This window comes from Mesobacillus boroniphilus, assembly GCF_018424685.1.
GTDB classification, from domain to species: domain Bacteria; phylum Bacillota; class Bacilli; order Bacillales; family Cytobacillaceae; genus Mesobacillus; species Mesobacillus boroniphilus_A.
This window is the reverse complement of sequence record NZ_QTKX01000003.1, coordinates 239,306-264,474: the sequence shown is the minus strand read 5'-3', so window position 1 is coordinate 264,474 and position 25,169 is coordinate 239,306. Positions and strand designations below refer to the sequence as shown.

At 39.1% G+C, this 25,169-nt stretch carries 22 protein-coding genes; 7 read left to right on the top strand and 15 right to left on the bottom strand.

From position 1 onward, the window contains the following. Positions 1 to 222: 222 nt before the first annotated feature. Positions 223 to 390, bottom strand: a complete 168-nt coding sequence (locus tag DYI25_RS18635) for a hypothetical protein (RefSeq protein WP_213371751.1) — start codon at positions 388 to 390, stop codon at positions 223 to 225. Positions 391 to 716: 326 nt separating this feature from the next. Between DYI25_RS18635 and DYI25_RS18630 the strand changes: the two genes are divergently transcribed. Next, a complete protein-coding gene (locus tag DYI25_RS18630; RefSeq protein WP_213371749.1) occupies positions 717 to 1,391 on the top strand; it encodes a DNA alkylation repair protein in 675 nt (224 codons plus the stop codon). A gap of 403 nt (positions 1,392 to 1,794) precedes the next feature. After that, entirely contained in the window at positions 1,795 to 2,604 is an 810-nt protein-coding gene (locus DYI25_RS18625) for an MBL fold metallo-hydrolase (RefSeq protein ID WP_213372498.1), read from the top strand. A gap of 334 nt (positions 2,605 to 2,938) precedes the next feature. On the opposite strand, the gene DYI25_RS18620 is transcribed toward DYI25_RS18625, so the two are convergent. Beyond that, entirely contained in the window at positions 2,939 to 3,223 is a 285-nt protein-coding gene (locus tag DYI25_RS18620; protein ID WP_213371747.1) for a hypothetical protein, read from the bottom strand. A gap of 45 nt (positions 3,224 to 3,268) precedes the next feature. Between DYI25_RS18620 and DYI25_RS18615 the strand changes: the two genes are divergently transcribed. Then, on the top strand, positions 3,269 to 3,808 hold the full coding sequence (locus DYI25_RS18615) for a hypothetical protein (protein WP_213371745.1): 540 nt from the start codon (positions 3,269 to 3,271) through the stop codon (positions 3,806 to 3,808). A 68-nt stretch (positions 3,809 to 3,876) separates the two neighbouring features. Here DYI25_RS18615 and DYI25_RS18610 read toward each other — a convergent pair whose 3' ends face one another. The 3 genes from DYI25_RS18610 to ilvA all read right to left on the bottom strand — a co-directional run bounded on the left by DYI25_RS18610 (position 3,877) and on the right by ilvA (position 7,873). Continuing rightward, a complete protein-coding gene (locus DYI25_RS18610; protein ID WP_213371743.1) occupies positions 3,877 to 5,676 on the bottom strand; it encodes a sulfatase-like hydrolase/transferase in 1,800 nt (599 codons plus the stop codon). Positions 5,677 to 5,881: 205 nt separating this feature from the next. Next, positions 5,882 to 6,322 carry a hypothetical protein gene (locus DYI25_RS18605; RefSeq protein ID WP_213371741.1) on the bottom strand — a complete coding sequence of 147 codons (441 nt, stop codon included), beginning with the start codon at positions 6,320 to 6,322 and terminating at the stop codon, positions 5,882 to 5,884. Between the two features lie 342 nt (positions 6,323 to 6,664). Continuing rightward, complete coding sequence (ilvA, locus tag DYI25_RS18600) at positions 6,665 to 7,873, bottom strand: threonine ammonia-lyase (protein WP_213372496.1); 1,209 nt, start codon at positions 7,871 to 7,873, stop codon at positions 6,665 to 6,667. A 396-nt stretch (positions 7,874 to 8,269) separates the two neighbouring features. Here ilvA and DYI25_RS18595 point away from each other — a divergent pair, with 396 nt between their 5' ends. Beyond that, positions 8,270 to 9,139 carry an STAS domain-containing protein gene (locus DYI25_RS18595; RefSeq protein WP_213371739.1) on the top strand — a complete coding sequence of 290 codons (870 nt, stop codon included), beginning with the start codon at positions 8,270 to 8,272 and terminating at the stop codon, positions 9,137 to 9,139. 286 nt (positions 9,140 to 9,425) lie between these two features. On the opposite strand, the gene DYI25_RS18590 is transcribed toward DYI25_RS18595, so the two are convergent. Next, positions 9,426 to 10,844: a hypothetical protein gene (locus DYI25_RS18590; protein ID WP_213371737.1), complete on the bottom strand. Its 1,419-nt coding sequence runs from the start codon at positions 10,842 to 10,844 to the stop codon at positions 9,426 to 9,428. A 352-nt stretch (positions 10,845 to 11,196) separates the two neighbouring features. On the opposite strand from DYI25_RS18590, the gene DYI25_RS18585 reads away from it, so the two are divergent. Then, on the top strand, positions 11,197 to 11,712 hold the full coding sequence (locus DYI25_RS18585; protein WP_213371736.1) for a CBO0543 family protein: 516 nt from the start codon (positions 11,197 to 11,199) through the stop codon (positions 11,710 to 11,712). A gap of 572 nt (positions 11,713 to 12,284) precedes the next feature. Here the strand turns inward: DYI25_RS18585 and DYI25_RS18580 are convergent. Further along, complete coding sequence (locus DYI25_RS18580) at positions 12,285 to 12,920, bottom strand: YczE/YyaS/YitT family protein (protein ID WP_213371735.1); 636 nt, start codon at positions 12,918 to 12,920, stop codon at positions 12,285 to 12,287. 284 nt (positions 12,921 to 13,204) lie between these two features. Next, positions 13,205 to 13,582, bottom strand: a complete 378-nt coding sequence (locus DYI25_RS18575) for a hypothetical protein (RefSeq protein ID WP_249745545.1) — start codon at positions 13,580 to 13,582, stop codon at positions 13,205 to 13,207. A gap of 105 nt (positions 13,583 to 13,687) precedes the next feature. On the opposite strand from DYI25_RS18575, the gene DYI25_RS18570 reads away from it, so the two are divergent. Further along, positions 13,688 to 14,386 (top strand): DJ-1/PfpI family protein, encoded by a 699-nt coding sequence (locus tag DYI25_RS18570; protein ID WP_213371734.1) that lies wholly within the window; start codon positions 13,688 to 13,690, stop codon positions 14,384 to 14,386. A gap of 383 nt (positions 14,387 to 14,769) precedes the next feature. Here DYI25_RS18570 and DYI25_RS18565 read toward each other — a convergent pair whose 3' ends face one another. From DYI25_RS18565 to DYI25_RS18535, 7 genes are all read right to left on the bottom strand, one after another. Then, positions 14,770 to 16,101 carry a CoA-disulfide reductase gene (locus DYI25_RS18565; protein WP_213371733.1) on the bottom strand — a complete coding sequence of 444 codons (1,332 nt, stop codon included), beginning with the start codon at positions 16,099 to 16,101 and terminating at the stop codon, positions 14,770 to 14,772. Between the two features lie 389 nt (positions 16,102 to 16,490). Next, the gene (locus DYI25_RS18560) at positions 16,491 to 17,204 is read right to left on the bottom strand and encodes a vanadium-dependent haloperoxidase (protein WP_249745544.1); all 714 of its coding nucleotides are present in this window, start codon (positions 17,202 to 17,204) and stop codon (positions 16,491 to 16,493) included. Positions 17,205 to 17,771: 567 nt separating this feature from the next. Next, complete coding sequence (locus DYI25_RS18555; RefSeq protein ID WP_249745543.1) at positions 17,772 to 18,461, bottom strand: hypothetical protein; 690 nt, start codon at positions 18,459 to 18,461, stop codon at positions 17,772 to 17,774. 254 nt (positions 18,462 to 18,715) lie between these two features. Then, positions 18,716 to 20,029, bottom strand: a complete 1,314-nt coding sequence (locus DYI25_RS18550) for a hypothetical protein (protein ID WP_213371732.1) — start codon at positions 20,027 to 20,029, stop codon at positions 18,716 to 18,718. Positions 20,030 to 20,082: 53 nt separating this feature from the next. Beyond that, positions 20,083 to 22,239 (bottom strand): DUF262 domain-containing protein, encoded by a 2,157-nt coding sequence (locus DYI25_RS18545; protein ID WP_213371731.1) that lies wholly within the window; start codon positions 22,237 to 22,239, stop codon positions 20,083 to 20,085. A 14-nt stretch (positions 22,240 to 22,253) separates the two neighbouring features. Further along, on the bottom strand, positions 22,254 to 23,930 hold the full coding sequence (locus DYI25_RS18540) for a DUF262 domain-containing protein (RefSeq protein WP_213371730.1): 1,677 nt from the start codon (positions 23,928 to 23,930) through the stop codon (positions 22,254 to 22,256). A 134-nt stretch (positions 23,931 to 24,064) separates the two neighbouring features. Next, entirely contained in the window at positions 24,065 to 24,367 is a 303-nt protein-coding gene (locus tag DYI25_RS18535; RefSeq protein ID WP_213371728.1) for a YjcQ family protein, read from the bottom strand. A 409-nt stretch (positions 24,368 to 24,776) separates the two neighbouring features. On the opposite strand from DYI25_RS18535, the gene DYI25_RS18530 reads away from it, so the two are divergent. After that, a complete protein-coding gene (locus tag DYI25_RS18530) occupies positions 24,777 to 25,022 on the top strand; it encodes a hypothetical protein (protein ID WP_213371726.1) in 246 nt (81 codons plus the stop codon). Positions 25,023 to 25,169: the final 147 nt, after the last annotated feature.

The following is a 25,169-nucleotide window of genomic DNA, read 5'->3' as shown; positions in this document are numbered from 1 at the left end:
TTTTTACTAGAAAATCGATCATTCTGCCTCACAAAGAAGCATGGGGACGTACCCCATGCTCCTGCTCCCTTTCCCTGTTTATTCGCCTATTTGCAGCTGAAAACCCTGGTCCCTTAACTTCTTATAAAGCTACTCGATACGTGCATGGTCCTTTGTCTCTACTTATGAGACCGCAGAACTGTCTGCTAGTTCTGTTGTAAGAATCCAACATAAAGAATAAATTTAAAACTCGCCACCGTTAGAAAAATTATTTCTATCTCCCTCCGCGAAATCTGTCCCTTTTTCAACTGATTCCAGCCCGTAACCTGTTTCGCTTATCTCAAATGACTCTTCGTTTTGAACCTTTTTTCTATTTTCCGGACTTTTGTTCTTTTCTTTATTGTCTCTCATTACTTTCCTCCTAGTTTTTTGGCTGGAGACAAAGGGACTTTTCTAGCGCCTCACAATTTTTCATGAGACACGAAAACGCTCCCTTATCCTGACCTTCATTCATTTTCTTTTTATGTTGCTCAGGAGTAGGAAAAGTATGTAAAATACCACGTACATGGAAGATTCAACAATTTCACTATGGAACTAGCAGCTTTCAAAAAACAAAGGAAGAATATTGAGAGTGACCGTTCCTCCCTCATTAGTACTTTTCCCCACAAGAAATAGGTGCTTCCCATTCTGGATAACTATACAATAAAGATAAATAATCATGAAATGGTGGAGCTAAAATGGAAACCTATGTTGAAGCATTATATGAAGCGGCCTTAAAACACCGGAATAACGAAGAGGCAATAAGGCTGTCCAATTACATGCGGAATCAATTTAGATTTATTGGGTTGAGAGCCCCGCAAATGAAGGAAGTATTCAAGCAGCATGTGAAGAACTATGGCTTGCCAGCTAAGGAAGATTTACACCAGGTCATCACTTCTCTCTGGGAGCTGGAAGAGAGAGAAATGCAGATTGCCGGTCTTTACTTATTAGATTTAATGAAGAAACAGTTTACAGAAAAGGATCTCCACCTGCTGGAATTCATAATCACGACCAAGCCTTGGTGGGACACCATCGATCATATTGCAAAAAAACATTTTGGATACTATCTCGAAAAATTCCCGCAGTGCCGGCAACAAATAGTCGACAGGTGGATTGCCTCCGAAAACATCTGGCTGATCCGCTCTTGTATCCTATTCCAATTAGGCTATAAAGAGAAAACCGACGTGGCAATGCTCGAGGATATCATTTCACGAACCTGCCATACAAAGGAATTTTTTATCAATAAAGCAATCGGCTGGGCATTACGAGAATACGCGAAACAAAACCCAGAGAAAGTAATCGAAATTACAAATAAATACCCACTATCAAACTTGAGCAAGAGAGAAGCCTTGAAGCATATTGGGAGAAGTTAATGAGAAAGCTGGGGTTGAAATGAAAAAAGTAATTTTATTCATTTTATTTTGGTTTTTGATCATTTTTTCCGTTATAGCACAGATATCAGACAGATTCATTCACTGGCTAAGTCCTAATGCACTTTCTCTCATAGATGAAAGATTAACCTATACATTTGTTCCTATAATGATCAATTTCTTTATTGTATTTTTATTGTGGAAAATAAGAATTCAAAAATCTCATTTCCTTATTTCTTTCTTCCTCAACTTTATTTTTTTCATGTTTTATATTTATTATCAATATCGAGATTGGGGCCTTGGGAGAGTTAGATAGATTACAAGCTGCTTAATAGACCGTGGGATCGTTCTATCCCCACTTATATCATTTACGATACACTAGAACCGTCGAAGGGATTGGATGAAGTTGCTTCTGAAAAAAAAGGCATTGAAAGGCGAGAGAAATGGGGTTTCCTACATAAACGGCCAAGTTCGTTTTCAAGGTGTATCCTTAAATGTTTATAGTTATGCCACTGATGGAATTTTAATTGATACTGGAGCGCAATCTTTGCAGAAGTATTTTAAAGCTTTCATTGATGAGGTAGATTTTCAGCAGGTGATGCTGACTCATTTTCATGAAGATCATTCAGGCTGTGCTGCCTATGCCGCCAAATCAACACAGCATCCCATCTATCTAAACCAAAAGTCCATCCAGTCTTGCATGCAAAAGGCGGATTATCCCTTATACCGTCAGCTTTTCTGGGGACGGAGAAAACCGTTCCTCGCTCAAGCGATGCCCGATACGTTCACTTCCAACACTGCCACCTGGGATGCCATCGACACGCCCGGCCATGCGCATGACCATAAAGTGTTCTTAAATCGGGAAACAGGTCAATTGTTTACCGGCGATTTATTTGTCCAGGAGCGCACCAAAGTGAGCATGACAGAAGAAAGCATCCCTCAAATCACCGACTCCTTAAAGCGAGTATTAACCTATGACTTCGAGGAGATGTTTTGCAGTCATGCAGGATATGTAGAAAATGGGCGTGCCGCTCTAACCCGCAAGCTTGACTACCTGCTGTCCATCCAACATGAGGTGATCACGCTCCATGGCAAGGGCGATACCGCAAATGAGATATGCACAAAACTCTTCCCTAAAAAGTACCCGATCACAAAGTTTTCCAGAGGCGAATGGGACTCCCTTCACATTGTGAACTCCATTTTAAACGGACGATAAAGAAACTGTGGGACGGTTGTTCTTTTCAAAAAATGAAAAGAACAACCGTCCCTTTGTTGAAATCAAAGAAATGAAGCACTGGTCACTTCCCTGGGCTATTGGCATGACAGATGGATATTTTTTTACGTATACGCAGAACCTATCCTAGCATTTAACTTTATCAAAAAGGTTGTAAGGATATGTTATTCATTTTCATTTCATTTTTTTCGATATCCCTTATATTACTCATCAGCCTCAAATTCTTACAAAAGCGTTTTGATCCATTTGAAATCTTCATTCTCTTTATGTTCAATTCATACCAGTGCCAGAATTTCTTCTACCTGTTATCGTCCCCTTATGACCGATTGCGGGTAGTAGAGGAGCATTTGCCCTTTTGGACAGTGAGATTGCAATATGGGATCATTTTTCCCGCTCTTCTTATGTGGGTCATGTATGCATTGCGTTCCGACCTGAAATTTTCCATTAAAATCATGATTTGCTTTTCCTGGGTAGCAGGAGGAGTCCTCATTGAAAAAATCCTGCTCCTGATAGGTGTATTAGCATCGCACAGCAAGAGCTGGTATCCATCCATTGATTTTGTTATGTCGATGATAGTTCTTTCTATATGCATTCTTTTCATGGAACTATTGCCTCCGATTTTAAGAAAAGAAAAGGTGATTCCGTGATGAGCGAAACATATGAGAGAACCATAAAACCGATTCTCCCAAAAACATTCGATGAGAATGAATGGTTTGCGATCTTTATTACAGAATTAGTGCTGTCTGCAGTTTATTATGTTACGATCAAAAATCGGAAACTCCTTTGGTCACAGATTATCTGCATTTCTCTATTGAACTTACAAATGACAACAGTGGGTGACTATTTCCTTGCGATGCCCCCGTATGACTTTTACGATACTGTCGATCGAAACAGCGGCGAATTAACAGATGTATTTCTCCAAAACATTGTCTATCCTGGAACCGTTCTTTTCATAATGCATTGGTATAAAAGAATTCCTTTGAATAAATTGTCTTTTTTAGTACTGAGTGTTCTTCTTTTAAGTACATTGGAAGGCATATCTGTATACTTCTTTCATTTATTCACCTATAAAAGCTGGAAGTTTTATTATTCCGTTATTTTTTACACTATTACGATGGTGCTCAACCTGGTGTTTTACGAAAAACTGCATAATTTTTTACAAGGAAGAATGGCTGCAGCAAAATGAGAAGCAATCGGACTTTTGCTTTTTTTAGTGTTTAATTTAGCAGGATTAGCTCCTTGCTTCATTCCTTTTCAAGTTGTTCCTTTGCAATCGCATGATGGCATCCCTGGCACATTTCCGCTTGTAGGGGACAATCTCTTCTGACGGCATTGTTCTTCCAGTGCAGTTATCAATAAATTTTCCACTGCGATCGATTCAGGGGTTCTGAAGGGAGGGTGGGCTAGGTTCTTTTCTTCAAGCGGGTCCGAGGTCAAGTTATATAGCTCAAATTGTTCAGGTACTGGATTGGTTTTCGTGTTTGTTATACAAAGTGAACACTGAGTTTCATCCGATGTGTGCCTATCAGCGACTTGGCTCGTCGTTACATCCTCACAGCCTGGGTCGCTCCAAAATTGAGGATTATCGAAATAACGTGTTAACTTCCAAACCTCTTTTTTTCCATGCTCTCCAGTAGAGAGCGTCGTAATGATCGCTTCCGTATGATTGGGCTGAATCACTGATTGATACGGCCTGCCAGACGGGCTGACTTGATTCAATCCCCTTGTAAAATCATCATCACTCATAAAATAAAGCGGTTCGTCTTTACGGAAGAAACTTGTTTTTCCGTGTAAAAAAGGCGTAAGATCGCGACCAACAAGAGGATGCACCTCAGTATACTTTCGACTTAAAGCTTCATGTATTTCCTCCATATTGATTCCTGCCAAACCTAACATCGTTGGCAATACATCCACATGACTCGTCAGCATCTCGGTGCCTTGACGACCGGAAAAGAGCTTTGGGCTATGGATGATCAGCGGCACATGAATAGACTCTTCATACGTGTTATACCATTTTTGAAATAGTCCGCCATGAGCGCCCAATAACTCCCCATGATCCGATAAAAAAATGACGATTGTATCTTCATAGAATACGGAGTCCTTCAAAGCCTGAAAGACCTTTTGCATCTCGTCGTCGACTTTCTTTTGCAAGGAATAGTACAGTTGCCGGTAAAACAGACTGTCCCGTAAAGGCTGCAGCGCCTGCTGATATGTTATTCTATAGCTCGCCTGGGCACTTGGCTTTGTCTCTAGGGATTCATCCGCAGTTGGAGCTTTCGGTATAAACGGTACCGTTGGATCCACTTCAAAATGGAACAAAGGACTCCTCTCTGTAAGTGCTCCGAACAAAGCAATATCATGTGGATTGACGAATGAACACATCAATAGCCAGGGACTCTTATCATCCGACTTGGCTTCATCCTCGAGAGAACGGATCAGTTCAACTGTTTCATTTGCATACACGACATCACGGCCACTGATGCCAATTGCTGCAGAAGAACCTGAATTTCTTGCTGCTGATCCGTGAGGCTCCGGACCAACCCAGCCTGAAAAACCATAGGGGTCCAAGCGATTCGCATTGAGATATAGTTGCACATTTTCCTTATCTGGAAGCCCTGTCAATGTATAACTTGGCACTGCATTCTTCGTTCCAGGAACCAGAACATCGACTTCAGATGCATGCCATTTCCCCTTCCAGAATGTACGATATCCAGCTTCCCGGAAATAATCGCCCATTGTCGGAACACTATTCGGATCAAGCCAGAACATATCAGGATCATATGCCGATTTTGCAGCACCACTCGTTTGCGTGACACCGTGCAATGATGGATATTGCCCAGTATAAAAAGTGGCTCTGCTCGGCGAACACGCCGTACTCCCAGCATAATGCTTATGAAACTCAAATCCATTCTCCCTAAGCAGCTCCTGTGCAATTAAGTATTTCTTCCTCCATTCCTTTAGCTGATCCGATTCATACACCGAAGGGTACCTCTCCTGGTCAACCATAAGAATTAGAAAATTAGTTCTCCTGTGCTTTTTTCTGTGCTCTGCCATTTTTCCATCCCCCTTACGGTACTAAGGTAAACAGCACCTGATATCAAACTAATTAATAATATGTGGAGAATGGAGGAGTCATTCCCTGGCCATGAGACAGAGGGATGGCACTAGTACTCTATAGAAATGAAGCATCTATAGTTCTGTTATAACTAAAATAAGCCTCATTTGGCATCAAATGAGGCTTACCTGACCCTACCTGGTTTTAGTCATCTAATTCGATAAAGTCATCATGCTTGAACACCATTGACACTGCTGTACGTCCATCTGTTTTGCCACCGGACAGTGCTACGACCACTCCTTCGCCATCTTCATCCAAATCTCCTTCCAATGTGACTCGAAGCATGTTGTTACCTTGGAATGTTCCTTGGCCAGCATCTACCTTTACCACTGTGCAGCTTCCTGCTGGTATATCGATTGGCAGTTCCGTGTATGTTCCAGTTGATATCGTTATCGGAACTGGAACTTCCGGAGAGATACCCGGGTACAAAAAAGGATCGCGGCAAACTAGTACGGATAAATTCACAGTGGACTCTTCGTCTGCCAGATTTTTGAATCCTATCAATAGAAAATCTACCGATCCGCTAGATGTTCCATCCAAAGATAATGGTACAAAAAATGGACCTGATGTGAGCTTTTTTCCCATTCTTTCATCCCCTCCTTTCCTTGTGGATACTATAATTTATTCAATTCCGTCGTTAATGTATGGACAAACTGTACCTGTAAAATATCTATTTTTCTATCAATCACCAAAATGGATGTCCTCTAATTAGGATGATTTCCTTTTTCCATAAAAAAAGTGCCACCAAATTGGGAGCACCGTGAATTTGCATTATTCGCTGTCTTTTTTTCTCTTCTTGTTTTCTTCAGCTTTCTTTCCTACTACTTGCTCCTCTTTCTCGTCTTCTCTTTCTGCTTTATCAGTTAATTTTTTCTTCCTTGTTTACTTCTTCAACATTTCTCTTTCGGACTTCACCATATTTTAAATTTATTCGTCCATTTGCAGCTGAAAACCCTGATTCCTTAACTTGTTATATAGCTGCTCTATATGTTCATGGTTCTTCGTCTCTACTGATAGCTCCAGCTGAGCATAGCCTGGATAGATATGCTTGCCGATACGGTGCAGGTTGACAAATTGGATATTTGCATTAAGTTCAGTTGCTGAGCTTAACACTCTTTGCAGCTCTCCCGGCTTATCTTTTAAAGTAATCGTAAAATGGGCAAATCTTCCTGATTCAACCAGTCCGCGTTCGATGATTCGGGATATGAAATTGACATCGACATTGCCCCCGCTTAAAACAGCGGCAACCTTCTTGCCGGTAAGCTTTACTTTGTCATAAAGCAGTGCTGCAAGCGGACTCGCGCCTGATCCCTCTACCAACAACTTATTTCTCTCGAGGACAAGAAGCATGGTTCTGGCTATTTCCATTTCATCCACACAAAAAATGTCATCAACATATTTTCTAATGATTTCAAAAGTCTTTTGCCCAGGCTTCTGGACAGCAATTCCATCTGCCATCGTCGGAGCTGCTTCAACTGCGACAGGTCTATTCTCTGTTAATGACTGTTTCATACTAGGACAAGCGAGCGTCTGGACTCCATATACCTTAATGTCAGGATTTTTCTCTTTTACCGCCAGCGCAACACCTGCAATAAGACCTCCCCCGCCAACAGGGCAGACAATCGCCTCCACATCTGGCAGCTGATCAAGAATTTCCAAACCAACTGTCCCTTGTCCGGCAATGACTGCCTCATCATCGAAAGCATGGATAAAAGTTGCGCCAATCTTGTCTTTCAGCTCCAATGCATAAGCTAAAGCTTCATCAAATACCGCACCTTCGAGGATGACTTCAGCACCGTATTGCCGCGTTGCCAGCACCTTGCTGAGAGGTGCGCCTTTTGGCATCACGATTGTACACGGAATGCCAAGCATCTGGCTCGAATACGCCACACCCTGGGCATGGTTCCCGGCAGAAGCTGCCACAACTCCCTTTTGAAGCTCTTCAGGAGACAAAGATATGAGTTTATTATAAGAACCCCTGACTTTGAAGGAGCCCGTCTTTTGCAGGTTTTCAAGCTTCAAAAATACTTCATTATTTGAGAGAGTGCTAAACGTTTTAGAATAATCAAGGGGTGTCGTATGGACAATTCCCTTCATTTTTTCACGTGATAAAATTACATCATCCAAATTCATTATGAATCCTCCTGCATCCCATTCATTTTTCTATTAATGTTACTCAGGCACAGGAAAAGTATGTAAAAAAGAGAATGAGGAGATTCTTATTGTATTTTATTTATTATCAATTTGGAGATATGGGGCTTGGGAATTTTTTGAGAGGTACTAAAAAGAAGCTTAAAGGACTAGAGACACTTCTCTCCCACACTTTACATTTTGAGAGCCGTAGGAATCGTCCTGTTGTCCCAATGCTGTTTCTCTAATGAACATCACTTTACGATTACCGGACTGTTCAGAAGCAAATATGATAAGTCCCTATTCCTAGATATCCTAAATTTGATTTTATATAAGACATTCATTATAGTTGACTTAACATGCGCATTCGGGCTAAGAATTTTAATATTTAAGGAGAAAACTATGGATTTCGATAATAATAAGAAGCTCTATGATTTTATTACTGAAGACCCTTCAATTCTCACTAATAAATGGCTAAGTACGAGACCTAGCAACCCAACAAGTGTATACTCTTCTGACAACCACCAAGCTGAAGCTAAATTAAGAGAGCAAAATGGTCTTTTTATTAAAACCGTAGCCAAAGTACTCGTTGCAACCGAAAATGAAGTAGATCAAGAGATTAAAGCTTGGGCACGAACCGTTGCAGTGGACCGCGTGGAAACAAGGACTCCCATCCACGAAATCATTCATCAATTCCGGGTGTTTCGAGGTGTTTTCTGGGAACATATCAGTCAGTTCGTAATGGAGAATAAAGAGGAAATTTCCGGAACGGAAATACTGGAATGGAGTTCACTGATCCATTCCACATTTGATATAATCATTGAAACTTTGACTGAAGAATACCATCACTATTACAATGATAGACTTTCTGTCCAAAGCGAATTGATCAATGAATTGAGTGCCCCAATCATACCACTCTCAGATTCTATAGGAGTATTGCCACTTGTAGGAGAAATTGATACCAAGCGTGCAAAGTACATAACAGAATCCGTCCTGATGCAAAGCAAAGATTACAGAATAACTCATCTGTTTATCGATTTATCAGGTGTGTCCATTATAGATACAATGGTAGCAAACCAGTTATTCCAAATCATTGACATTTTGAAGTTAATCGGTGTAAAAGTGTATATAAGCGGAATACGCCCAGAAATAGCACAAACAGCTGTCCAACTAGGGATCAACTTTCATAAGATTCCAACACAGGCAACCTTAAAGCAAGCATTAAAAGCTAATAAAATCATAATATCCGATCTTCATACGGCACAGAAGTAGGGATATATACACTGTGATACTTACGATTCCAAGTAGTGTGTGCTAATTTATCATTATCTTTAGACATAGAACTTCCTCCGTGGTGATTGGCCAGGAGGAAGTTTTTTTTATACTAAGCTGAAAGCTTTATGGAACCCCCAGACACTAGCTCGGGGTTTTTAATAATAGCGCAAAAATAGGGGAAGTCTCCTTATTAAACCAAAGAGAGATAACTTTAGCGGCTCATAAAACGGAACTTTTTCACAATTCAGGGACATGAGAACCGTCCCCTCTCCATGTCCAAGCCTTAGCCCGTCTCCTGGTCGCTCCTTAATTGTGTATAAATTTGCTGATAGGCTGACGCCTCTTTGACCATGCCTTTGTGCTGATACATTTTGCACAGCTGCCTGACCGGAGCTGGGTCAGCCGGGTTGAGCTCCATTTCCCAGAAGAAACATTCGATTGCTTGATCATATTGGTTGAAATCTGCGTAAAATTGCCCCAATTCCATCATTCTGTCTGGATTCTCCATGAGAGCGGCCATTTTATTGATTTTCCGAATGATGATAGAATGTGGAAATTTCATCTGAATCGGTTTCAGCTTTTCACAAACAGTTTTCAAATCATGCCCTTCCATTAGCTTTGCAGTCAGCTGCAGAATTCTTTGTTCAGATTGCTTCGGGTCATTTTCCTGAGCAACTTGCTGATGGAGCAACAGAAACTCTTCCAGATGAGAAGATACAAATTCAGCATCAATATGCTTCCAAAGTTCATTAAGGACCTGATGAAACTCTGCTGGCAGATCCTCAATGAACGGGAATAAATAAACGGCCGCTTTCTCATATTGCCCTTCTCTTATCAATGCTTCAATAAAAGTCCGAGATTCCGGTACCCACTTATATGGATTAATTTTTGCATAGGATAAAGCTAGAATCCAATTTTCGAGCGGGATATAATTCAAGGCCAACTCTGTTTGCCTCTTTACGGACTCAGCAGTAAGATTCCTTTTGTCCTCCAGCCAAACCAGCAGCCCTTCTGCATACCGCCCTTCGTTATTTAATATGTTTTCCAGCATTTGATAATGTTCGGGGTTTTTCCGATTCGTATAGCAATGGAACTCTGCAAATAAGGGGTCTTTCTTTTGGATTGCCGATAAAGATGAAGTTGCGTAGAAACTTGAATATGAGCTGTATTCACGGGCATGGAGGCGATCTTTAAGGTGTTCCAGGGAGGGAGATAAGTTGGACAAAATATGGATAGATTGAAAGGCCTTGTAAAAACTGCCGTTTCTTCTATAGTGAAAAAAGATATTTTCGATCTGTTTGGCGAGCTGTTCTTGTGAGAAAAATGAGTCGAGTGCTGCGGCGATACATGGTATTTCAAGAAGGGAATAATTGCGCTGGAGATGATTGAAGAGCTTATTTTTAGCTGGTATGGCTAAAGCTGTCGAGGGAATTAGTACAGGCAGAAGCGGGTGATTTTGATCTAAGACGATCCCTTCATTGAGCATTTTATCAATAAATGAATCTTTTTGAACCTTTTCGAGCTTCGCACCATAGATAAGGGCATTTTTGTAGAAAATCAGATAGTATTTTTCATTTAATTCAGTCTGGACCTCGGCGACCATGAATCTGGCGAAGATCGCTGTCCGCTTAACTTCCCCATTTACGATAACCCTATTAGATTTGAACGATATTTTTGTCGGCATTGTTAGTTCACTATTCATGAAACATTCGGCCTCCTAATGAATCGTATATTTTTTTCTATAGTTTCATTATACGTAACCCTAATTAAAAAAGCGACATTGCCCTTTTGTGGTTCGAAAAACGTTAATCCAAACTTTTAAAAATGTGCTGCCTAGGACAGATGGTTGCCTCGAACATATAAATGATATCCTGCGAAACAGAAAGAAACAAAAAAGGGACGTTACCGACGTCTCGTAAAAAGACACATTTAGCCCGTCCCCCTGTCTGAATACAATTATTGAGACGCCAGAGCCGTGATGTGTCTCACAATGAGTCTAAGGAAGATCATTTTTGGAGAAAATTCTACTAAAAGGTAGAAGAAGGTTATTAAACATGTATTTATTATTGGTCATTGTTGTTTATATTGCTTTTGCAAAAAAATTCGTTAAGTGGGAAAGGTGGAAGGAATACTACCCCACCGTCCAGTTCTATATAATTTGTAATTTATTGTATAACTTCCTCTTTTATCAACATACTTTATGGAAGTATAAAGCTGTTACAGTAGATTGGCTAAATCACACACTGATTGAGATTGCCTTTACATTTTTAATTGTCCCTGTCGTATTGATGATTTATCTTGAATATTTTCCAAAGGGAAAGTTAAAAGGAATTTTATATTTAATGATCTGGGTGGCATATTTCTCTATCTTAGAATATCTCTTTGAGGCAAAGGGTCTGTTTATTTATGAAAATGGCTGGAACGGCTGGTGGTCTGTATTATTTAACATCATTACTTTTACTGTAATTAAAATTCACTTCAAGAACCCTTTAGCAGCATTCCTGGTGTCGGCACCAATTATTGCGGTTCTCTTATTGTTTTTTCACCCAGCGTTACATGAATTGAAATAGAAGGTGATGCGATGGATTCACTATCCACTCCATTATTCATATTTTTACTCTTAAGCATTTACATAGGTATGGCACTGTACTTAGAGAAACTGAGGAAAAGGAAATAAAAAAGGGCTGCAGGGAAGGTGACACAGCCCTGCTTACTGCAATTTGCACTTTTCGGGGAGTGTTGCACTCCACAATGGCCCCTCCTAAGTCGCCTGCTCAATTAGATACATCACAGAACATAGTAGAATTCCAAGTAACGTGATCTTGAAATAATATGGATTATCTCAACAAACCTGCAGATCATAAAGCTCTTCAAAATAACGCGCTCCTGGAACTTCTTATTCAGGATCCCAGTAAAATAGGATGATGGTTCCTAGTGGCACGCTCTGAACAAAGGAAAAGGGAAGCAAGATTTTGCTTCCCTTTTCAATTAATAGTTATAAACCTTTACGGGCTCACGGATGAGACACGAGAACCGTCTCTATGTCTCTGTTAAGTATGAAAGATTCTCATTCACATCGGCAACTTTTAGTTAGATGATGGGAAGGTTCTTGAAAAAGCAGAAGCAATAGGCACGTCTGTTATCAAATAGAAATCGCCTTTTTGTTAATTGAGCTAGATAATTTTTCAATCCATCTTGTACACACCTTGTAGGAAGCCTGGAAAATTGGACTCTGGATAAATGTAAAAATAAAGGTGAAAATAAAGACCGGCCCTCCCAGTAACAGGGCAATCACCAGCACAACACTCTCAACAATAATACGCACTTTGCTGATTGAATACCCAAGCTTAACTGAAATCGCAAGCATAAATCCGTCTCTTGGCCCTGATCCGATTCTAGCAGCATTATACATTCCTCCTCCAATACCCATGACCACAACACCAAGCAGCAATACCAACACATCAAACATGAGCGTGGAAGGCTGGGGCAAAGCATCTAGCCAGAGAAAAAAGTCAACCATTGGGCCAACCATCAGTGCATTAATAAAGGTGCCAATATTAACATAAGTACGATTAATCAACAGCGTTACAAGAACTAACATGATACCAAAAATCAAGTTCCACGTTCCGATTGTTAAACCAAACTTATCATAAAATGCAATATTCAATACATCCCAGGGGTGGACCCCTAAGTACTTAACCTTGATTGCCACAGCTATACCATAACTAAAAAGGATAAGTCCGACTATAAAAAAGGGAACTTGTATTTTAAGTTTCATTTTATCACTTCATTTCTTTCAACTTGGTTTGAACTTAGTTTAAAACAACACGGAAAGCATTTAAAGCAGAAAATTTCCATGAGTTAGAAAACAAGATTAAAGTACAAGTGGCTTAAGGACGTCCCATGCTTCGTGTTCCCCGATGAACAGGCACTCTACAAATCATACTCCCATAACCCAAGCCTTCCTTTAGCCGGTATGAAGCTGTCCAGCATCTTCATATTCCTGACTTCCCAGACATACCCTCCGACTTTATAATCACCGAGGGAAAAAGTCATTGCCTGTTACGATTCTCCCATCCTCAAACACGGCCCATGTCTCGTGGTTTTCCACACCCTCAAACAATTTTCAAGATAGCAAGTGGCAATGATGACGCCAGCTGGAAGATCATCGGCCTTGTACCCATGCTTTAAAAGCAGCGACTTGACCGCCACATGGCTGCAGACCACCTTATTGACTTTTTTGCTGGTATGGATTGCAAGAGAGCCACGATACTTCGTACCCCATGACCTCGTTTCATATTGAGCCTCGCGCAAGACAAACAGACTCGCCCGGGGCTGAATCATCGACAACACCTTCACTCCAACCACCTTTGCCTCAACAACAACTATTTTGTCTGTAGCATCTCCCGGCAATTCTCCAAAAAAACGTGGGCGGTACATATTTCAGCTATTCATATGACATCAGAACTGTCCCAATGTCTCGGTTTTATTGTAAAATAAGGAAAAAGCTATTATTTAAAAAAGGAATGGCTAATAAGGAGAATTATGAAAATAATCATTTATGTGTACAACGGTATTACAATGCTCGATGCTATTGGACCATATGAGGTTTTAAGGAATATGACTGGTGCCGAAATATACTTTGTTGCTGAAAGAATAGGTGAAATAAAGGCTGATTCCGGTTTTATTGATATTAATGTGAAACATAGTATAACGGACATGAAAGAGGCGGATATTTTAGTCATACCAGGTTCAACGATAGGATTTATTGAGGAAATGAAAAAAGAGAATGTCTTAAAGTGGATTCAGGAAATTGATAAAACGACAAAATGGACTACATCTGTATGTTCTGGTTCTATGTTACTTGCTTCAGCAGGTTTACTCGAAGGATTAAAAGCCACTTCACATTGGAAGCCAATTAATCTATTAAGTGATTTCGGTTCCATTCCCACAAGAGAAAGAATTGTTGAGCAAGGAAAATATATCACTGCCGCTGGTGTTTCAGCAGGTATAGATATGGCTCTATTTTTAGCGAATAAAATTGTCGGAGAAGATGAAGCTAAAGCAATTCAACTTGCAATAGAATACGACCCGCAGCCAATTTTTCATTCGGGTAATTATTCTAATGCTGAAGAAAAAATAGTAAAGATTGCCGAAAAGAAATTATCCAAAGATGCAAAAAAAGGACTAGGTTTACTAGGTTTGTTAAAGCATTCAAAAGAGATTCTCAAAATAATTAAGTAGTTCTATGGTTTACTATATTGCATAGTACAAGAACGCGACAGAGGGACGGTTCTGCCGTCTCAGGAATTTACGTATTGAGCCAGGGAATATTCTCCCTGGCTTTCCTCCTTTTCCCCCATGCAAAAAAGAAGCACAGAATACGTCCCCATGCTTCCCGCGTTGATCACAATTCTTTTCAGTAATGATCAATGGCCGCTCACGTCGTTATCCTCTTCTGTATGACCAAGTCTTCCTATTTTCGCTTTAAGGACCGTCCCTATATCTCGCTCAGGAGTTGAAAAAATATCTTTCCCCTGATCAAAATAAAGTCAGCTTTTGAGTTCACTGTCGGCAAAATCGATGAAAAACGATTTTGTAACAATATTCATTTATCCTATTCCCACCTACTCCACTCTCCTAGCCGCCTGCTGAATTGGATCCCATACACCATTATACGGGGGAGCATACGCCAGATCTAAATCAAGCAGCTCTTCGGTCGTCATGGAATGAAATATGGCCGTCGCTAGGACATCGATTCGTTTATCGACGCCATTCTCCCCAATAATTTGCCCGCCAAGAACCTTATGTGTCTCTTTATGATAGACAAGTTTCAATTTCATTTTTTTATCATCCGGATAATAACCAGCGATATCAGTTGCTGTAATGGTTACAGAGCCACAGGGGATGTTCAGCATGTTTGCCTCTTTTTCTGATAGCCCTGTTCTCCCCAAAGTTAAATCGAAAAACTTAATAATGGATGTGCCTACAATTCCTTTAAACGTTTTATGTACATCAACCATGTTCAATCCGGCGATTTGTCCTTGCTTATTGGCATGTGTTCCCAATGGAACATGGTCATCCTTCTCTTTTACCCGGTGATATTGTGTGGCACAATCTCCTGCCGCGTAGATATCCTCAATACTGGTTTGCATATAGGCATTAACTTGGATCGCACCATTTACACTGGTTTTGATTCCTGTTTCTTCTAAAAAGGAAGTATTGGGCTTCACACCTACAGCGACTAGCACCAAATCTGTTTCATACTCTCCCTTATCGGTTTTCACAGATTCCACATGGTCACTTCCACCGAATGCTTCCACGGATTCAACCATTTTTAACACAATGTTTTGCTTTACTGCTTCTTCATGAATCAGTTCTGCCATGTCTGTATCAAATATTTTGGCTAATTGCTTATTTCTTTCAATAATCGTTACCTTCTTGCCGAGCTCCGCAAAACTTTCGGCCATTTCAAGCCCGATATATCCGCCGCCAATTACGGTCACATTATGTATATCTCTTTCTAGATAATCCATGATTGCTTTTGCATCAGGGATGGTTTTTAGTGAGAAAATACCTGGAAGTGTCACACCCTCCCACTTTGGAACGACCGAGCTTACACCAGTCGCAATCAGAAGGCGGTCATATGGAACGCTGAATGGCTCACCATTACTATGGTTTATTCCACTTACCATTTTATTTTCTGTGTCTACCTTCTGGACTTCATGAAATACCCGTGCATCAATGCCATATTTTTCTTTAAAAGTAGACGGAGTGCGCGCGATTAACTGATCTGTGGACTCAATCTTCCCACTGATCACATAAGGCAGGCCACATTGACCGTATGAATACACGCCTCCCTTTTCCAACACAGTGATTTCATGTCCAGAGCTGTTTCGAACCATTTGCATCGCAGCACTCATACCCGCTGCATCTCCACCGATAATAAGTATTTTCATCTTCATCCCTCCATTCCTTGTGTATCCATTTAGGATTAAGTTTTAAACATTTAAATCTATTTAGGTAACTTTAGAAAAATGCTGATTAACATCCTATTTATCTTTTGCTAAAATCACCGCATCAATGTAACGAAGCAACACAGGGACGGTTCTCACGTCTCATTCGGGAATCGCAATAGTTAAAGAATAACCCTAATTAATCTTCGTTGAGTCCATGCTCTATAAGTTAAGAAAAGAATTGGGACAAAGCTCATTTTAGACTGTGCCCGAGATTACATAGTTAGATTTTTACAATTCACGAGACACCGGAACCATCCCTTGTCGCAAAATAAAAAGCAAGAAGCATAGGGTCACATCTCGGGGTACGTCCCTGTGCTTCTTCAAATACTTCACCTCAGTTTTTTTATTAGGGGCTTTGGAACATTTACATTTTTAAATAACTTTTTGGGTTCTGACTTTATGAGGGAAGTACAGTCTGAAGAGAAATCGAAAGGAATAAATTGTTGATAATCTATGGCGAAAATATCAGCATCAAAATTTCCCCTGTACTGCTGATCAATTTCCCGCATGTCATGGTCTTGTTCTCTAATTAAATTTTTTACAATCTGATGTCCGATTGATCTTCCTAATTCAAGTCCTTCTGAGTTGTCAGAAGGGAAATGGACGCCGGCAAATAAACGGCTTGCTGCATCTTCCTCAGCAATTCTCTCCAGCTTCATTTTTTCAGTTGGAAAGTAATAACTCAAGATGACTTCCGCACAACCAGACATTGCAGCATGTCCAGAGGGATATGTTGGAAACCTCGGGGTACATAAAATGGTTTCCATTTCCTGGTCATACTGATTCGGTCTTGCCACATTCCATCGATACTTTAAATCCCATACAACAATCATTGTATCATTGATAGCTCCATGCAATACTGCCTGGATTCGAGCTGCTTGAGTAGGAGTAACATCATACGTATCTATTAAGCGGTCAGCAACCGGAGTCCATTGTTTAGTAGGTACTCCTGTCCCGTAATAGACAGCTATTTGCTTCTGGGTTGAAGTTAAATTTTCGAGTGTCCGTTGTACAGCCTCCAATTCTTTTTCAAAGTTTATCAACCGAGGATGCCTAATGGGAGTTTCAACCTCCGTCCAAAGGAATCAAGAAAGTGCCCATCTTCATCTCTTTTCAAAAAGGCTAACGGCCATCTTCCGGCTAAAGGTGTAACCGGATCAGACGGAGGTAAATCCTCTCCAGCGTACGGTAACTCAGACCATTTTAAATAACTATAACTCAAATGTTTTCACCTCCAGCCATTTTTATCAGTATATGAATGATAATAAAATCGGGATAGGCATTGGCGGATATCTTTGGGAGGAGAGCGCGGGTCAATTGTTTGACGGGACACAGGGAAGGTTCTCCCCCTAGATCTCCATATTTCACAATTTTCAAGACACTAAAACCGTACCCCTTGTCTACTGTCTCAAAGCATTTTACGAGGCATTGAAAACCGTACCCCTTGTCCCTCGAAAAAACTTGGCTTAATTCAACAAACCGGAATCATATCATAAAGCTCCTCAAAATAATGCTCCTGAAACTTCTTGTTCAGAATCCCGGTAAAATAAGCAATTGGATTCTTCACTTCCACCTTCGACTTTAGCTTCCGGACAAGCTGTCTGAAGGATTCAAGTGACAGGGACAACAGGATCGGTGTCTTGTTCATAGTTTTGACGGTAGGCAGCGACCATGCTCATCCGCCAGAATTCTTCGATCGACTTTGCAGCTGGGAAAAAGTATTTCACAAGATTGACGAAATCACTTGGAACTCGGTCACTGACAAATAGATGGTCTTCCGGTCCTTTTTCAGTATCAAGTTTTACCTCTATGATTTCGGATGATTGTTCTTCAGCTGCCTTTTCTTCACGTTTATTTTTATTTTTTATGTTAGTTTCAGAAGGAATGATAGTTTTATATTGGTGGCTCAATTGATCGCCATCCGGTAGTTCATTCATCGGGAAACGATTGAATACGTACAGGTTGCTAGACTGTGAGCCGTTTTTGCGCGCAGTTTCATATACAGTAAAAATACCAATATTACTAGCCTTCAGAATCATCCTTTTAAAAGTAGAACGGGAAATTCCCATCTCCCCATACTCCTCATAAATCGCCTTCAGTTCCATCCCTATCTTGGCATTCGCTACCCCAGGAACCTTCGCAGCAAAACGAGCCAGCCTCTTCAACCCAATCAACTCACCCTTACTGAAAAAACGCTTCTTATCCGCCATCCACATTTCAAAATGATTGTTAAACTCCTTCAACGAACCAAACTGTGAATACTCCGCAAAACTCTCAATAACCGCCGATTTAATTGTCATGCTAATGCACCACCCTTTCACCCTTTATATATGGATGAAAGAGTGGAAAGGACAGGGTGGGAAGCGGTGGTTTGTGGCGGTTTTGTGGACAGTTAATGGAACAGTTCAAATGTTGGATTTGCGCTTACTTACGGTACGGTTCACCGTAGTTATTTAAGAGGCAAAAAAACAAGGCATTGAAAATTATTTTCAATGCCTTGTTGGCAACTACAAAAACTCTTTTACATTATTCAATACCTTTGGTACTAGTTTTTTCATATAGGACGAACAATTCCAGCCTTAATGCCAGAAAGCGTACTCCCATATATCTTTTTCGCTACTATATCATTTTCTAATGCCAGTTCATATTTGGACCTGAATTTCCCGGCTAAATATTCAAAATGTTGGTCTACATGTGCTTCTATATGTCCCTTAAAATCATTAAAAGTTTCATAAGAACTTATATACCTAAGATAAGTTTCAAATAAAAGTGCATCATCAAAATACGTATCAACTATAAAACAATAGGTTGAATCATGAGAAAAAAAATATTTTGTCATCTTTTTCAATAAAGCAAATTGCTCTTCATCTAATTGAAACCAATCCTTAGATAAAAGTTTCCTTTTTTCCGGATTATTTTTATCATACTTGACATCAGTTGCTAATTTTGAAATATATTTTCCTGAAATTACGACCAAAACATCAGAAATCCGAAGTCCAACATGATTAACAGAATCTTCATTTTCTTTTATTAATGGAAAATTTAATTTCTTGAACGGTTCTGAGGGTATCCCTTCATCAAGAATCAGTTCTGAAGACTGTATATTAATTTTATTAGCAAGGGACATTTCTGATATCCACAAGTCAAGGTCAAATGACACCTTGTTCCAATCAAATGAGACTACAGCAAAAGGAGTTTCTTGAATAAAATGCTTTGTTTTTTTTATTGTTTGAATTATATTTTTGTAATCCTTTATTTGGACTTTCATTCTCTGGATATCCTGGTTCTTTTCAACGAATGCTTTCATGTCTTTCTGAATTTCTGTAAGAACTTCTCTATTTCCCTTATTAGAATCAAAAAAAGATTGAATCACACTTTTACTGGCTTCTCTTTCCAAATATTTTACTATAGAATATTTTAAAAGCTTTGGCGATTCTATGAATCTTTTTTCTTCCATTTTAAGAATCCAATCTGACAATCTATTGTCTGCAACGAGAGAAATTTTATTAATTGACAATAATAAATTATCAACTTGATTTTCAAGAAGTAGGTCAAACAAGGCATTATAAAAATCTAGTTCACGACCTTTAAGACTTGCTATACCATACTTGAAATTCTTGCCCAAAATGTCTTTTCCTTTTAATTCTTTTTTATTGTCAAGAAAATTTCTAGAAGACATGTAATCTCTTTCTAGGATTTCATATTTCTCTTCAATTTCATGGAGACATTCCTCTTTTATCTTGATTAAGTTAGCAACATAAACAAACATGTTATCATTTCCTAACTTAATTTTCTTTTCTTCATCATAGGGAGCCGTCATCCTAATTGTTTCTTGTGGCCCTTTTTCATCGATATATATATAGTCCATATGTTCCTCCAATTTAATTAGTTATTGGGATTTATGTTATCTCGTATTAAATCCTACTGAGCCACTTTTAAAGCCTTAGATTGGTCATAAGCATAACGTACTAACAATACACCTTGCTGTACAAGGTCGGTCTCCTTTATGGTATCTACGTATTTATCCAATTCTTTAGCAATTTCCTCATTTCCCTTATAAGTCCACTTTCCCTCCGAAATATCGAACTCAATCCCAAACTTAGTTCTTAATCTACTCTTTTCACTTAAGCGTACTGAAGAAGACCCATAAGAACAAATGTCTGTATCATCGATCTCATTAATTACAGCTTCATAAAAAGGGTTAATATGATCTGCTTGTAGATTCGCACCTGTTAAACGTTCAATAGCATACTTCTCTTCATCTTCATAGACATACAATAATTTTCTTCCTTTAAGCATGGCTGGATATTTAACAAAGTAATATGCCCAAGATGTTGGATCCCATTCATTATTATGTTCAATGACATGAATTAGTTTTTCTTCAACAGACTTAAGTGGCGATTCAATGAGTAATGTATATAAAGTCGAAAACAACTCAGTCAAATCATTGTTATTTGTCCAAATAAACTCTCGATAATAACTGCCTCCGAATACATACCTTGGCCCTAAATTACTCCAGCCTAACTGGATAGAATAATCATCAATCGTTAACATCGCACGCGAAACTAATTCATCCGGCAACTGGAGCAATGCTTTTGTAAACATTAATGTTTCATATGGATACTGTTTAAAAATAGGTAATAATTGATGAATGGCACCCTTGAACAAAGGAAGATCTTCTAATTCAAATAACGAATCCTTTAGCTGAGGATTTTCTTTTATGAATTGAGCTTTTTCTTTCTCTTGCTCCCAGCTAGTGTCGGTAAAACCTTCAACGCTTTTAAATGAGAGGATCGCTTCATAAGCTGGCAGGTTTGTTTCAATCAGTTTATCAATAGTCCTGAAAATCGGTCCAAGGGTATCAAAACGCAGGTTACTGTTAAATTGGCCGTTATTCACCTGCCGTACCCTTTGAACTAGGTTCCTAATGATTCGCAGGGTTGCAGGTATATCTGCTTCTTGGCCATGTAACTTTTTCTGAAAAATAATATACAAATAGATTCTTTCCGGCAAGCTTAATTCACCGTTAATACATGCATCAAGCAATTGATGGCGGGGGGTGAACAAAGAGATTTTTTCTGCTATTTCTTTGAATTCTTTATGTATTTCATCACGGCTGCTCCATAATGATAACGATTCAAAAAGAAACTCAATATTGACTTCCTTTTGATAGATGGATTTTAATTCTGATTGCTTAACAAATGGCTCAGAGAAAATGTGCGGATTTCGGAATGATGAATCCTTAATCGCAAGAGAAGTTGTAAGGAAACTGAATAGCTCAACAAAGGCTTCATCAATTGTATGGCTAGTACTCCTGTATTCCCATAGCAAATCTGTCCATTCTTTATCCAGCATAAAGGAAAAGTCCTTGCTTCTATCTTTGAAACCCGCTTGTTCGAGTATTTGTTCGAATTGCGCTTTAAAGTTTTCAAATGTAGACAGTGGCTTGCCACGAGCATTCATTTTAATATAAAGTTCATCTCCCATGCCAAACTCCTTTAGCTCCAGAAATTGAAATGTAATAGGAGAATCCTCGCTTGTCAGGAGCGGGATTATCTCTCTTTCAAGATTTTTAAACCTTTCATGAATGGAATCAAGCATAACCAACATCGCCTGTACTGTAGGATCTTGCAGCCAATGATAATGAAACCACTTTTTTTCAATTATAATTTTGGATAATACTTCATTTTCAATGTCTTCAAAGCCAATCCACTCTTTCACAAGGGATCTTGTAAAATCCCGGGCGCTTATCCGAGTTTCATAAGAGAAATTCGATAACGTCTCTTGCAAATCCGCCTCTTCCTTAACATTAAAATACCAATGCAAAAGAAATAATGTCGTTAATCGCTGTTGGCCATCAAGAGGAATAAGCACTTTTTCATTTTCAACACCATTAACTGTTCCATAAATAAAATCAAAGTCGACATATCTAGTTTCATTCAGTGCCTCTTTTAAATGCTCCAGCAGCAGATCGCGAATGTCCGAAGATTTAGCGTCAGTGCGACCCTGTGCGTAATCACGCTGGATGATGGGTATTTTGATTTGATAATCATTTATTAAATCCCAAAATGTTAACATAATTGCCTCCCTTTTTAAAAGTTTGCCAATGTTTCTTCTATTGCTGCCAGATAATCATTACGGTCCTGGTCTGACCAAAATTGGAAATGATCCACCTTTTTACTGTAATACTTCATAAAAGTATTCCGGGTGCAAATTGGTATAAAACTTCCTTCCTTGTCGTACTCCTTTAACCTTCTATATTTAACTGGATAAAAATGGTTACTAAGCGCGCTATTGGTCCCTCTATCCAATAAAACGAGGTTTTCCAATACATGCACATCAGAACCAAAGTGGTCTTCAGTCACTTCCAATGTTTTGTTAAATAACTCTGTGAATTTGTCTTTATTAAAATTCTTGTCATCAATACCATCTTTAAGCGCTGTAATTAATTCACTATATTCTGGCTGCTCATTCATTTGGTTGAGTTCGATTAGTGTATAAATCGTATCTTTAATCCATGCCTGCCATTGTTCTTTTGTATTAAGCCCTTCTGCATTCTGGGCATGTATGTGTTCGATACTCCAATGTTCTTTAACATACCGGTCATATGGAAATCTGGCCTCATCGTTTTTTTGCTTTAAAGTTGTCAGGATATTAAATAGCAATAATACTTTTTTAATTTTCCCTTTATCCCGGTCACCATAGCTTAACTCAGCCAGGCTGATATTCTTTATTTCAGACCTTATCTCTTTCCTTAATGCACGGCGGAAATCTTCTTTTTCAAGAATAGAATCGCTGTCATATAAACTCATATAATTTGCAACCGATTTATACTGTGTTAAATACCCCAGTAAATGATAAAGTTCCCGGTCCTCAAACCACTCTTTGAATCTGGCAAGATATGATTTAATTTCTAACCAAAGTGCTTGAAAATCTTCTTCCTTTTGTATTTCGTAAAAAGTATAAAATGGATCATGATGTCTGCTAGAAACATTCTCTGTATAGAGATCAAATAAAAATTCTATACGGTTGGTATAGGCTTTTAATGGCTGGATAAAATACCATAGTTTATCCTCCCTAAGGCTTCGCTCAATCTGATCCCATTCGTTAGCAAGTTCAAACTTTTGTTTTTCCGGAGTCTTGGATAAGATCAATGCTTTAATTAATTCAGCATTTGTCAATGGAATCTTCCCGATATTTAGCCGGCTGAAAACTTCACGGACTTCTATGTCAGCGGCAACCTCGTACCAGATGACTTTTACCTCCTCTCCCAATGCAATAGAAAATTTTTGCTTTAAAGTACGTCGGTTTTCCCTTGGCCGTTGGAACCATTCTTCAATAGTAAGAAATGCTTGTTTAAAAAAATAAAAATCGATGTTTTTATCATGATTCTCTTTATCAATATCTTCACGGATGTTCCAAATATATTCATTGCTATTTAGGCGGGTTTCATATGTAAGTTGATAAGGATCTTCATTTAAATAGGTCAAAATCAATGCAATTGTCGTCAATCGCTGCTGGCCATCTATTACTTCATAGAGCGGTACCGTTCCTTCCGCTTCTTGAATCTTTCTAACAACCACTGGCTGAAGACAATAAAATTCAGATGAACTATTTTTTTCTCTATTTATCATAAAATCGTAAACATCATCCAATAAGTTTAAAACCTGCTGCCTGTCCCAGCGATATCCACGCTGATATGAAGGTATAAAGAACGCAGCAGAGTCCAATAATTCATTAATCGTTTTCAAAGTAATATTATTTTCCAAAAAAAAGCCCCCTCAATTTTGAGACAGAGGGACGGTTCTTACTGCCTCTAACATTTACATAATTTCACTTTTTGATAGCCACGAGAACCGTCCCCTTGTCCATGTCTATGTCTTTCATTGCCCTGTTTTTTTACTCATAATGAAAGCCAACCTTTAATCTCTTTAGCGGTTCGATAGGCTTTAGAGTACCATTGATTCTCCTGTAAGTAATTTTCTCCCTTTTCAGTAAGCGTGGAGTGGTAGTAATAAATCGTATTGTCAGCATACAATGGCCGTGTTAAATAGCCTTCTCTAACCAGGAATCCTACCTGATTTACAAACTCTTCCCAGCTAAATCCTAACTCCAGCTCGTTAAAATTGTTTCCGCTGACATTCTTAAACAGAGTCCCATTTTCCGTTTCTCTTAAAATAACAAATCGAATCTTTTCCTTATTCATTCCGAATCACTCCTTTTTACAATATTTTCATATTTTTATTATATTACAGAGCTACCTTAACAGCAAAAAACCTTCTTAATACTAAGAAGATTAGAAATAGTATCTTTATTTGTGACCATATTTCAGTAGTAGCAACCATTTTCATCACAACTTTTAGCAATTCGTCCTGGAGTTTGTAATATTTAATACTCTCCTTCTTATAATATTCTCAACCACTTCTGGTTCAGGAATTAAAAACAGGCGGGTAAAAGTATTTTACAAGAAAAAGATTATCCTCCTGTACTTGTTTAGCAATGGGTTTCACCTCTGTGATTATGGATGATTGCTTTTCAGCTGCCTTTTCTTTAAGTTTATTATTCCTTTTTATGTTAGTTTCAGAAGGAATGATAGTTTTATACTGGTGGCTCAATTGATCGCCATCCGGGAGTTCATTCATTGGGAAACGATTGAATACATACAGATTACTAGACTGAAATCCGTTCTTGCGCGCAGTTTCATAGACAAACTCCTTTCAAATCGGCTTAAGGACCGTTCCAATCTTGGTATTGGCCACCCCAGGTACCTTCGCAGCAAAACGAGTCTGCCGGTTAACCCACTCATCAACTCACCCTTACTGAAAAAACGCTTCTTATCCGCCATCCACATCTCAAAATGATTGTTAAACTCCTTCAACGAACCAAACTTTGAATACTCCCCAGAACTCTCAATAACCGCCGATTTAATTGTAATGCTAATGCACTACCTTTTCACACTTTATATATAGATGAAGGGGTGGATAGGACAGGGTGGGATAGGGAAAATT